Raw genomic sequence first — 12,207 nt, 5'->3', positions numbered from 1 at the left:
CCGCTCACACAACTCACCCAGCAAACGCGTCTTACCGATCCCCGGCTCACCCACCACCACCACACCAGCAGCCAAACCAGACCGAGCATCAGCCAGAATTTCGTCCACACGCCGCAGTTCGGGCAGCCTGCCCACGAGCCGTACACGTCGGGCGCCGATCGCCGCCATCGAGCCTCCACACGAAGATCAATATCGAGGCGGAACGGCCGCACAGTAACAGCCAACAGCCAGCATCCCGCCACGGCCAATACTAGTCGCGGCGATGCATCGAAACGCAAAATTCGTAACCGAACCTTCTTACGTAGGTATCCAAATGGTCACACGTCCACTCCTGCCCAAGCGGAGCCTTTGTGAATCGGTGGTCGGGACTGCGATGAGTTATCAGCGAGCGACTGACTCACGGGAGGCCGTACGTTCGCGCCATACCCGGCATCGAGTAGGTGGAGTACGCCGCCCGAGGACCGAACGAGGCCTCGGACCATCCACCCCGGCCGCAGGCTTGGACGGCCGCAGCGCACCGGAGTCGAAGCCCGAGCAATCCTTGGGGGCCTCACCGGCCGGGTCACCATGAGCGGTCCAATGGGCTGCCACCGATCCATTGCACGTAGCTGGCACAACAAATGCGAATCCGAGCTTCTCCGACGACCCCATCCGCGATACCACCCTCCAGACCGAGCGGTTCACCGACTCTCACGACCAGGACTAACCGGAACCTCGCATGGTGCGACATCCATTCTGCTCACCATAAGAATTCGATGCGTTCCATCGTCCCCGCCCCTCCTGCCGCGTCGGCATGAGGGAAATGTCTACGAGATTCGCTTCTGCCCGAGCGATGACCATCCGCATTCCTTCGCCCGCCAGATCTTCGGACCCGAAAACGTTGCCCGCGTTGACTGTCGCATTACAACCCGGGGGGGGTGAGTACAGATACATTCTCAGTAGTGGGAAGCATTATCCTGGGTAGGGATGTACCGCCGAGTCGGCACATATTGTGCATACTTCAACCTCACTCGGCAGTGCCGCAGCGGGGCTTACCCCTGCCCGATCAGCCGAGCTCGAGAGATCGATGGCGATGAAGTATGAAGCCCTATTACAAATCGCATGGAGGAGCAGACCTTCGAAGCGTCAGGTCGACTGGCATGCGCTCGGCGGCCCGACGGAAAGGTACGAAGCCAGCCGGTGCATCGGGCCGCAGTCCCACAAGGGCCTGCACGTGCCCGACCTCCGTCTCAGATGTTTCCGAACCTGCTTCATAAGCTCGCCGCAGACATCCCGGCCAATACGCGAACGTCACGGCGCAACGAGCGTTCCCTGGAACACGGTTCGTCCGAACCACCTGCCCAGGGCCAAGGCACGCACGGGTAATTCTTTCGAATCCAGCCAGGACGATTCTCGGCTCAGCGGGTTTGCGGAACGGCTGGTCCAGGCCATGGCAGCACCGCCCAGGACCGATCGCCAGTGGCTGGCCCCCACACACCAAGGCCCGAAACGAGTTCGTCGCGATCACCGACCGCCGGAAGGCATATCCGGGCTCCGCGGCAGAGCCGATCATGGACCGCGCCGACGTTCTCGTCGTAGTCATACGAGCCGACCGGGCGGACGCTGGACTCGCCCGGCAACGTGCCCGCTAAATCACCGAGAGCGGAACGGCCCACTCCACTCATCGGCTCAGGAGATCGTGACTGCATTGCATGCACGACTGACGCCGGACGAGACCGTGCCCGATCTCGACGCCAATTCGGCTACCCGCGGAACGAAGTTTCTTGTCAGCTTGCCGGGCGGAAACGGCGTACATAACCGCTCTAAACAAGGACTGCCACTATGAAGCATCGTAAGCCGGAAGCCAGATACACGACCAGGGCACGTGTGTGCTTGCCGCTGGCAGTTGTCGTAGCAGCAGCTACCCTTATCGTCACGCCAGCCGAGGCCACGCCGGGCTCCGCACCGCCCTCGCTGCCCAGTCCATCCGGTGAGAAGAGAGCACCAAAAAGTCCGGCCGCACCGAATCAGCCTGGAGTCACAGATCCCGATGCGGATGGCCTCAGAGACGAAGACGCCTTCGACAGGCCGACCCAACCGGGTGTGACGACTCCTCCCGCGGAAACGGTCCCCGTGCCCGGGCCGGAGGACAACCAGCGACCCGATACCGCGGCTCCTGACTCGGATCGTCTGCAATCCTCTCCACCACAACACAATCGACGAGCCGATCAGAACCCGTCCCGACCTCCACAATGGCAAGATCCAGGCATTCGAACAGCGCCGCAGACGGAGACCGAAGCACCGCATGCCGAGTTGAGCGCGGAAATCGACGGCGGATCTCTCTTTCCTGGCGTTGTGGCCGACGCTCACCACTCCAGCAACCCATCGGGCTACGCCGTCGATATCCGTTATCGAACCCCTTCCGACGTCGGCGAAGCCGGCCTGACCATGGACTTCTCTACCTCAGGCGCACTCCAGATCACCATGTACCGCGCCGGTCTCGATCTAGGGCAGACACACACGTTCACGATGGACACCACAGCAGCTGACCAAGCGCGCAGGACGATCGAAGACTGGATCCGCGAACACCCGGGCTCTACTGAGACGCTCGAAATGGCCGCACGCACGGCCGTTTCGCTGATGTACGACCATCCTCCGCAGACCGTCGATGTACTGGGCATCACCGTTCGATGGGCAGGCGAGCTCAGATGAGGCAAGCACTCGGCTCGAAGCCGGTTCCATTTGCCGCTTTCACTGTGAGTGCACCGGCTTCTGAGGACTTTCAGAACCGGGTCGGCAGCCAGTTGAACAAGCGACCGGGACAACCGAGCGGGAGCGCCGCACTAGTGCTAGGCTTAAACATCTGATGACCAGCCGTCTGATGTATCTGCGTATCGGCCTGGAGAGGAGCTGGCACTACAGAAATCGGCCTTCACGACGGAGCAGCCATGGCTTCGCCCACGAATCTCGCCATTCGCGCAGAGTAGCCGCTCGCCACCGCCGCGCATCGAAAGCAACCTGTCGATCCACGACCGACACCACATCTCCCACGAGCTACGTCGGCACCCGAGCCCGGACATGACCCCGGATGGCCTTCCGCAAGAAAGCTGATACCGACATGACCACATACGACAACGCAAGTGCTACCTCACCTGGGCGACCTCGGCCGTCGAACGTGGGCAAACGGTACGGAATCCGGAGTCCAGGACTCAGAGGATGCCTGCTGGGTTCAGCGTCGGGACTCGAACCACTCCCGCCAGCGCTCCTGCAGACTTCGGGCAGGAGCGACACGGACGACGAGCCTTTGGCTGATGCCGGCGATTACGCGAGCTCCTGAGCATGTACCCCCAAGGGGGTAGCGCCCAGATGCTGCGCCAGTGCAGCGAATACAGTTCAAATCAACGCGATTCACTTGCGGAGCAGGCCGCCTCCTGGTCATGGTCATGCTGACCAGGCGTTGCCCTGAGCATGAACGCGCCGATCCGACCTGAGCGCACAATTCGCTAGAGAAAAATCAACTGCTCGAACGACTCGAACCAAGGTCTGAACTCGATCCGCCGAAGGAGATCGCCTTGTCAGGCACCTCACCGATCCCTCAGCGCCCAGCCGGGCATGAACTGCCGCCCGGACCGAGGGGATCACTGATTCCCACCATGCAGTTCCAGCGCGCGCCATTGAAGTTCCTCGCTCGTATGCTCGATAAATACGGCGACATATTCTTTGTCGATCTCATCGGAATGCCGACTATCGTGTTGAACGATCCCACATACGTCGACCATGTGCTGAAACGCAACCATTCAAATTACGATCGCCGAGGCCCCGCGGTCGACATAGCCCGCAAATTCTTCGGCAACGGACTCGGTACCGCCGCCAGGCCTGAATGGCTGGGGCAACGCCGTATGCTGCAGCCATCATTCCATCGGCAGCGCATTGCCGAGTTCAGCGAATCCATGACTTCAGTGATCGAAGCAACGCTCGATCGCTGGGAGCAGATGCAAACCGTCGGCTCGACGATCGACGTAGGGGCAGAAATGACAGATGTAACCCTGCGGATCGTTCTCAAGTCACTGTTCGACTGCAACATGGCCGATAACACACTTCGCCGCTTCACCGAGTCTGTCACCATCGCGACGCAGGAACTGGCTTCCTTCATGCGATTTCCCCTGGTTCCGCTGTCCGTGCCGACCACCGGCCATCGCCGCTTCCACCGCGCCTTGAAGGAACTCGACGCGATCACGTACGAAATGATCAGTCGGCACCGCACCGACGCGAGCTCCCACCACAGCCTGTTGTCCAAGATGATGACGGCTGAAGACCCGCAAACACACGACGGCATGACCGACGATCAGCTGCGTGACGAGGTCTTGACGATGCTCTTCGCCGGACATGAGACGAGCGCCAATACATTGACCTGGATTTGGCACCTACTCGGCGCGCACCCTGACGTGGAGAGTCGCCTTCGGACCGAGATCGATAGCGTTCTCGAGGGACGGCGGCCGACGATGCAGGATTTGCCGAGGCTCGAATACACCCGTCAGGTCATCGCCGAGGCACTGCGGCTCTACTCGCCGGCCTGGCACAACTACCGGCAGGCACTGGAGGATGACGAGATAGATGGTTACCACATCCCCGCCGGCACCACCATATTCTGGAGCTACTACTTCATACATCGTCATCGGAGTTACTGGCCTGACCCAGAACAGTTCGATCCCGACCGCTTCAGCGGCATCGACCGTGCAAATCCACACAATCCTGCGTATTATCCATTCGGCTCCGGTCCACGCCTCTGCATCGGAAATATCTTCGCAATGGTCGAAATGCAATTCATGATTGCTATGGCACTACAACGCTTCCGACTTGTGTCGACATCCACGACGCCCGCCGATCCCGTTCCGACACTCACCCTCGTGCCCAGCCGACCGGTGACCGCTCGCCTTGAACAGTACGGCTCCACTTCCGCTGGCGCGCAGAGCGGCTGATCGATCGGTTGTACCAGTTCGGACTTCCGTCGCTCGTAACCGCCACCATCGCGGCCCCGTCACCGATACAGCCGCCATGGCTGATTCGAACGCCGCTGACAGTGGCACAGACCATGGGTGCCGTAGCCCATCGGCACCAGGATGGCACGTGGCGAGGATCGGAGCGCTGGGGGCTACTCCATTAGCCCCACTCCGAGACATATCAGTGTCGACGACGGCGTAGTGACGGTCGATCTACTCCAACCCTTCCGCAAACCTGGTCGGTAAAGATCAGAATCGACCAACTCCGCGCAGCTGACGATCACGCGTACACCGAGGGCCAACCCGCCGCCAACCGGTGGGCGCCCGGCCGCGGCCGTCGCCGCAAGCCGCAAGCCGCTTCGAGAAGTACGAATCGTGGCGCGGTGGTCCAGATCAGCCCTATGAGCTTCACCGCGAAGGAACTGCTCACCCGATGGGCCGCAAGCCTCAAAGAGGTTGACGGGCTCGGTTTCTGGGCCGAGATCTCCGGTAGTTGGTCGTACAGCGCGCAGATCGCCTGCCAAGATCCGGACGGCGGGCGGGGAGTGACGCCGGAGCGCACCGAGGGCGTTGCGCCAAGGATACCGTCGATGAGCTGACGATCCGGACTCCCGACGAACAGGCACCGAGGCGGGGACTTTCCCGTGACTCGCGCCCGACACCCCCATGTAAAGCCTTCTAGATTACGCTGCTACCAAGACTCAGAAGGCTACTCCCCGCGCTGAGGACCATAGACAGTATCGACAGGATATTCATTACGGACTCTCCTTCTACCGGACGACTCCCAGATGTCGCCGATGACGATGGTGCGCGCCGACACAAGCATTTGGTCCCTATCGACCAAATCAACTCAGCAAATGACTCGCATATGACCTCTCATCGAGTTGGAGAGAAGGATACGCGATCTACCCGAGACAACCGCGGCACCACTTCCCATACCTGGCTACAATGAATTATCGAGTGACCCGGCCTCCGGAAGACCGGCGCCTCCAGTCCACGAGCGAGCTTGCACGATGCTTCTTCTCAGCACGCTCAACATGACACCGAAAACAACCAGGAAACAGTTGAGAGCGCCGCCAGGGAGTCGCTCGATCGCGCGGGTCCATAGCAGCGGCGGAAGCTCCCCCGCCGCAGGCCCAGCACCTCGATGCGCCGGGCCTGCGGCTTCTCGACCAGTGTCCGAACTCGCGCGCTCAGGGCCCCGGCCTCACTGAGCAGGATGCCATGCATCACCGATATGTCAAGCAGTAGCAAACTCCCAGCTTCGAGTGCATCGTAACGGAGCGCCATATTCATCACCCTTGCAGTTTTGATCCCTGCGCTGCCGTCGCGCTGTCAAGCTGCCCGCCGTCCGAGTAGGCGGCTGCTATACCGGGCGGTCCGTCGGTCAAGTGTGATATTTCCATCCAGCTATGATTTCTGAACGCGGCAGCCATTGTCGGATCTCCCCCAGCTCGCCGGGAGGGTGATCAACGGATTCGGCCGAACACCTTCGCAAAGTCGATCATGCTCCTCGCCGGCACGACGAAGTGGGTCAGATGGTACTTCTCTCGATACCGCTGAAGGGTTTCGGCGATGTCCCCGGGGGATCCGTGCAGTGTGCCGGGCAGTGCCAACAGCTCATCATCAGATAGATCAGGCGCTGTTATGCGTGGAAACGTCAAGTCGAACTTTCCGTTGCTTCTGACGCATACTGCTCCGACTGTCAGCCCGAGTTCCAGCTCATGGAGCGGTCGTCCGGCCGAGACACGGATGTGTTCGATTCGTTCGGAGAGCGCCTGCTCGACGACATCGTCGGTGAGCGGACGTCTTGCCGTCGGCACACCGGCCAACGAAATGACGTCGGCGTGGTTTGCAGCCACAGCGAGTAATCGATCTCCACTGCCTGCGACGAGAATCGAAGGTGCAGGTTTTTGCCGTGTCGGCGGATCACCCACAGTAAATCTGCGCCGCAGCTCGACGATCGTACGCTCGAGGTGGACTACCCGCTGGCCGGCAGTCGGGAACGGCAGCCGCGCCTGCTCGAATTCTTCCTGTGCCCAACCGGCACCCAGGCCGACGTCGAGGCGGCCGTCGGTCACCAGATCAACGGTCGACACATCGCGGGCCAGCAGCGTGGGATTGTAGAAGGCCGTGTTGAGAACGAAGGTACCCAACCGCGGACGGGTCGTCACCGCGGCCAGCGCGGCCAGGACCGGGAATGGCGAAGGCGATCCCAGGTGGTCCGGGAGCATGATCAGGTCGTAGCCGAGTTCCTCCGCTTGCCGGGCGCGATCCAGCAGCCAGGATAGCGACCCACTACTACACAAAGCGACTCCGAAGCGAACCCCGAAGCGGAATGGTCTCTCGTTCACCCAACTTCTCCTGTCGGCAGTAGCTTCATGAGCCTCTCTGAGACGCAAGCTCGAAGGGGCGCTGGTGCCGAATTCCTCAGCCGTGACTGTGTCGATACGCCAAACCAGGTAGTACGGGACACTTCGCGGCCGAAGCCGTCGGCGTACATCGCAGCCTTACCACCGACTACGGGCTGCATCTCTTCGCTGACAGGCGGTCGATCCTGATCCGGCCTCTGAAAGGCCCTCTCCCAAGCTATCGCGTCCGGTCACCGCCGCGACCCGTATCACACGCAACGATCAGCGAAATCCCTGAGACGCTCACGGGCGTAGATTGTGCAGGGGGCGCCGAGACGAGAAGCTTCCAGGTACTGATCTCGGGCTTCCGAGTCCCTTCCGGTTTCTCGGAGAAAATCGGCCAATCGAATGCGAGCTTTGGAATCCAAAGAATCGTGATCAACCAGTTTCCGATAGTACTTCTCAGCCATTCGCAGGTCACCGGCGTCCCACGCAGCTCGGCCACGCGTTTCGAATAGCGGATGAAAGTTCTCTACCGCAATAATCCGGTCATCATCCGTTGACTTCTCCATCGCCTCCACGGCGCATTCCTCGGCCCGGTCCAGCATCTCGGCAACCGATTTATGGTCGCCGGCGCGAAAGGGAATGAAACTGATACCGCGCCAATAGGCGCTTTTCAGCACCCAAGGTAGACCCTCGGCATCTGACGCAGACCAGAGCTTGCGGGCATACGACGACCACACGTGTACCTCCGCCTCGTCCCGTTGTCTTCGCACGTAATGGACAGTCAGGTTCACGGCAGATGCCAGCCGCGTTTCCAATGGAAACTGCTCGTTGGTGGCTCGCGCGATACCGATTTCAGCAATCTGCTGCACCGCGCCTATGTCGCTCGGATCGAGCTGACACCGCGCGAAGGCACAGAGATACGACAAGGCCAATCCCTCTGATGTTCGACAGGCTAGTTCATCAGGTTGGGGCAGTTCTGCCAAGAACTTCCAGAATGCGAGTTTTGCCAGTACGCGCGCGATACCGAGCTGCTGGGTCGGCTCCAAAGAACACCAGTCATCGATCAAATCACACATGACGTTCCACGGACCAGAGCGTTCATCGATCGGCAGTTCGCGTGGATCCTCCAGATACGGCACGCCCGGTTCATCCAATGCAATCGATGCACGCAAGTGGAGAGGAGGCATGGCTTGGTTCGCCGGAATTTGTATCCCGGTCTGCAATCTGGCACCGAAGTCGGCGGCGACACGTGCGTGAATTGGCCCCGCATCGGTGCAGAGATCTGAATAAGCGGCGAGCAGCTGCCCGGTCGTGGGACTTTGAATCATCGCGTTCCTGAGTCTCTTTCCGACTTACGCTCGCGTAAGCCATTGAACAAGCTGAACAATGTCACAACTGACGCCGCGGGCAGCAAGCGCGGAATACACGTTCGCCACCACTTCGGTACGTTCACGAAGCAACGACAGATCGGCTTCTGCGTACAGTTGAGGCAAAACGAGCGCCAGACCCGCCCATGCTTGCGGCCGCATCGGATCATGGCATAACTCATCCACATATCGAGCTACAGCTGAGTCGAAATTGCCAGTAATCGAGGCAAAATCTCCGGAACCGTCGTCTTCGGTGCTCTGCAACGTGGAGATTGCGGCATGCCGAGTCAGCATGTGTGGTAGAACCAGTTTGCCATAAGCAGTAGGGATGCCATCTTGGTCCGCGATGGTTACCGAAGGCAGTTCGTCACCTGAAGGTGACTTTTGCAACCACCTGTCGGCCAAGTGGGCCACTTCGCTGGACGAGGGCCGTAGATTCCTCGCGCGCCAGAATGCTTCCAGACAGACAGAGACATCCGTGGCCACTTTTCGCGCGTTGCCGGATATATATTCACCTTGCCAGGATGCCATGCTGCCGGACAGGCTCGCGAAGAATCGTTCCCCGCGAGGGGTGAGTACTCCTGACGACATCACTTGATCCAACGCGGTCGTCAATTGGAGACGCCCGCACTCGAATTCGATTTCGGCACGTATGCTCCGATGACAACTCGAATGACGGTGCACGCGCCAAAAATCGGTTACCCCGAAGAATGCATAGATACCATGCATCAGCCCATATATCGGTCTCGGGTCTACGCGCCAAGGTGCATAAAAACGCATCGGCGCATCCGGATCAAATAGACCTGCCTGGTCGACCAACAGCGAGAACTTGTTGTGCTGGAATTCGTGAATCATTGTAAGAGCCATTTGGCAGGACTCTTCATGAGCTGTCGAATAGACTGCCCCATATCCACTTGGGGAAGTCCAACTCTGTCCGACCGCCGCCGGTTTCGCACTGAGCGGCACGACCATGCGAAGACCGGAGCACATCGGCGCATGATATTCGGTGAAATCGCATCGGAGGATCTTCCACGCGCTACGAAGACGTTGCTCCCAGGACAAGGCAGCTGCCGCGTCCAACACATCCGGAGGAAGCTTGAATTGATCGGGCAACTTGACGTCGAAGTCACGAAATGGATCGAGGTCGTCCAGGTAGAAGCTGTGTCCGGAATCGTCCACCTCCAGACGACGCTGAGGCCGCCAAGCCTCCGTCGTTTCCGTAAGGCGGGAATGGACCTCAACCGTTGTGCCGCCATTCTCGAAAGTCAATAGGCCATCACCCGACCAGCGCAACAGGCAATGCCCGAATTCTGTGGTGCTGCCTAATCGGACCATACCGATAAGCGGAAGCATCACCACCCCGAAACGAACTACCACCTGCGTCGAACCCGGGCGACCAGCGAGGATCTGCCCGCTTGCCGCGAGCCAGCCGAGATAGCCGAGATCTGCCCATAGCGGACTCGGTTGTCTCGCGTCGTACTCAGTGAAGTTGAGACGTCGGAACATCACTGTGAGCCAGTTCCCGATATGGGGATAGGAAAACAACTCCACAGCGAGATCGTGATGATTCCGCTGCAGGTGGGCAAGTATGCGGTGTGCCGATTCGACATCCGTGAATTCGTCCGGGCGATCTGCAGAGAGCTTGGACAACAGTGCGTGCAAAAGGAGCAGTCGACCTTGTAATGCCTCCAGCGCAAGAGCCGCGACGGCGGCGTCCGTACCATACCCGGACCCGAGTTCGGTTATCGCTGCTTCGATATTCGAGCTATCGACGGATGTCATTTCCTCATTGCTTTCTGGAGGTCGCCGTCCAGCCGCGCGCTGATGTGCCGGATAAGCGCAGCGAGATCACTGCAATAAACCGACGGGTTCAGGAACCCGGTGTCTGCATGATACCGATGCACATAATCTCCTCCCCCGCATATGTTCTGCAGCGAACACGACAAGCAAGTTTCGCTCAATGCCGCAGCGCCGATCTGCCGCGCCACGACTCCCGGTTCCCACAGCGCATGCGTCAGCCGGTCGCCCATTCCTACATTTTTGGTTCCGATTGTGACCATTCGAGTAGCACCGGAATACGCTGATTTCAATGCGTCGGTTTGCTCGAGCGCTCCGTCGGTTTCTATGACGGCGATCTGAATCGGAGCGAGTCCGACCGATTCGCCCCGCGCGTGCCCTCCGATAAGCAGATGAATGATGTCGTCGAACAGGCGGATCTGGGTTTCGAGCTTCGAAGCGTCGTACCAATGATCGAATATCGGAATAAGCCACTCTGCATACGGGGCGGCATCCCCAGCCTCGACCTTACCGTCCGGAGGTGACTGCCAATTACCATGCGGAAGAAGAAAGTCCACGGCCGGTGGGTCGAAAACTAAGAGTTCTTCGTACGTTTCGAGTGGGTCGTTGGCAAGGTCGATGGTACATAGTAGACCTCCGAATAGTCTGTCGTTCGGGTGCCTTCGCAGACGCGTCACCCCTCGCGCAACGTCGTCGTAACTCCCGTCGCCACGACGAAACTTTCGGTGTCGGTCATGGGCCTCACGGCCACCGTCGATACTCACGCCGATGGTTACGCCCCACTGATCGCAGATCCGGAGGAACTCCTCGTCGATGAGTACCCCGTTCGTCTGCACACCCAGCCGCAACTCGGTCAGCGAGCCCAATCGTTCTCGAGCGTGGCGCGCGAAGAACTCGAATCGGGTGTGGCCGGCGAGCAGCGGCTCGCCACCATGGAGAACAAGGCTGACGGCTGGGACTTCGAAGCGGCCGATATGGTCGGCAATGCCCGAGCACGCATCGCAAAAGGTTTGTTCATTCATCACCATCGGCTGGTCGCGCCAACTTTGGTCGATTTTCTCGTACATATAGCAGTAGTCGCAAGCGAGGTTGCATCTGCTGTGGATCTTGATGATGAACTGATTGAATGGGTACGGCTGCCATCCAGACGAACGGAGTTCGTCGACATTCAATCCCACTGAAGGCCAAGGACCCAAGGTCCGACCGGGCATGTTAAATACCTCGACATGTGATGGAGCAATAGAAACCGTACGCAGCGTCGTAGATGACGCCGCAGCCGTAGAGCCGTGCGGTCCAGGTTCAGACCTGGACCGCAGGCGCACAACCAGGCCAGCTCGAGGAGTACCCGCCGGCTGACAACAGCAGCGGAGCCACGGCAATCGATCAACCGCGATCTCTCCCGACTCGACGACAGGCTGTCAACGAGCGCTGGTCATTAACATCAGTGCAGATCAGCGTGCTTCACGACTAGTTACTGATAGTCGATGAACGCTTGAAATGCGACAGGCGCCGCGTGCAGCGTCGACGCCATCTGACGTCTGATCGAAGACTGCAGAGCAGGACTGACCTTCTCCAGCAGCCGATCGATGTCACCTACGGAGCTGCCGATATGAAGAGTCGATTGGTTCACTTTTTGCCTCCTTGCCAGTTCAATACAATGCCGTGACGCGGACTCCGTCTGGGCCGCCCTGTGGCGAGAACAGGCGG

At 59.7% G+C, this 12,207-nt stretch carries 9 protein-coding genes; 3 read left to right on the top strand and 6 right to left on the bottom strand.

Translation table 11 applies throughout. The annotated features are described in order from the left end of the window. Positions 1–168: ATP-binding protein (locus ACWEKR_RS34605; RefSeq protein WP_452358098.1), on the bottom strand; the 168-nt coding region annotated here is incomplete at its 3' end. 2,124 nt (positions 169–2,292) lie between these two features. Between ACWEKR_RS34605 and ACWEKR_RS34600 the strand changes: the two genes are divergently transcribed. The 3 genes from ACWEKR_RS34600 to ACWEKR_RS34590 all read left to right on the top strand — a co-directional run bounded on the left by ACWEKR_RS34600 (position 2,293) and on the right by ACWEKR_RS34590 (position 5,578). Further along, on the top strand, positions 2,293–2,691 hold the full coding sequence (locus ACWEKR_RS34600) for a hypothetical protein (RefSeq protein ID WP_452358095.1): 399 nt from the start codon (positions 2,293–2,295) through the stop codon (positions 2,689–2,691). Between the two features lie 860 nt (positions 2,692–3,551). Beyond that, positions 3,552–4,958 (top strand): cytochrome P450, encoded by a 1,407-nt coding sequence (locus ACWEKR_RS34595; protein WP_452358094.1) that lies wholly within the window; start codon positions 3,552–3,554, stop codon positions 4,956–4,958. A 404-nt stretch (positions 4,959–5,362) separates the two neighbouring features. Next, positions 5,363–5,578 carry a hypothetical protein gene (locus tag ACWEKR_RS34590; RefSeq protein ID WP_452358093.1) on the top strand — a complete coding sequence of 72 codons (216 nt, stop codon included), beginning with the start codon at positions 5,363–5,365 and terminating at the stop codon, positions 5,576–5,578. An 870-nt stretch (positions 5,579–6,448) separates the two neighbouring features. On the opposite strand, the gene ACWEKR_RS34585 is transcribed toward ACWEKR_RS34590, so the two are convergent. The 5 genes from ACWEKR_RS34585 to ACWEKR_RS34565 form a co-directional block, all read right to left on the bottom strand. After that, a complete protein-coding gene (locus ACWEKR_RS34585) occupies positions 6,449–7,333 on the bottom strand; it encodes a TIGR03621 family F420-dependent LLM class oxidoreductase (RefSeq protein WP_452358092.1) in 885 nt (294 codons plus the stop codon). Positions 7,334–7,599: 266 nt separating this feature from the next. After that, positions 7,600–8,664, bottom strand: coding sequence for a tetratricopeptide repeat protein (locus ACWEKR_RS34580; RefSeq protein ID WP_452358091.1), 1,065 nt, complete (start codon positions 8,662–8,664; stop codon positions 7,600–7,602). Positions 8,665–8,688: 24 nt separating this feature from the next. Then, the gene (locus ACWEKR_RS34575) at positions 8,689–10,485 is read right to left on the bottom strand and encodes an HEXXH motif domain-containing protein (protein ID WP_452358090.1); all 1,797 of its coding nucleotides are present in this window, start codon (positions 10,483–10,485) and stop codon (positions 8,689–8,691) included. Continuing rightward, positions 10,482–11,567 carry an FxsB family cyclophane-forming radical SAM/SPASM peptide maturase gene (locus ACWEKR_RS34570; RefSeq protein WP_452358089.1) on the bottom strand — a complete coding sequence of 362 codons (1,086 nt, stop codon included), beginning with the start codon at positions 11,565–11,567 and terminating at the stop codon, positions 10,482–10,484. The genes ACWEKR_RS34575 and ACWEKR_RS34570 overlap by 4 nt, the downstream gene beginning before the upstream one ends. A gap of 404 nt (positions 11,568–11,971) precedes the next feature. Then, a complete protein-coding gene (locus ACWEKR_RS34565; protein WP_452358088.1) occupies positions 11,972–12,130 on the bottom strand; it encodes a hypothetical protein in 159 nt (52 codons plus the stop codon). Positions 12,131–12,207: the final 77 nt, after the last annotated feature.

The sequence above is a fragment of the Nocardia sp. NPDC004573 genome (assembly GCF_053602135.1).
Note: the sequence above shows the minus strand (reverse complement) of the source record. Positions and strands in the feature narration are given on the sequence as shown.

Bases quoted from the DNA above. Each gene is read 5' to 3' on its own strand.
- ACWEKR_RS34580 (WP_452358091.1), bottom strand. From the start codon at position 8,664: ATGATTCAAAGTCCCACGACCGGGCAGCTGCTCGCCGCTTATTCAGAT.
- ACWEKR_RS34575 (WP_452358090.1), bottom strand. From the start codon at position 10,485: ATGACATCCGTCGATAGCTCGAATATCGAAGCAGCGATAACCGAACTC.
- ACWEKR_RS34570 (WP_452358089.1), bottom strand. From the start codon at position 11,567: ATGTACGAGAAAATCGACCAAAGTTGGCGCGACCAGCCGATGGTGATG.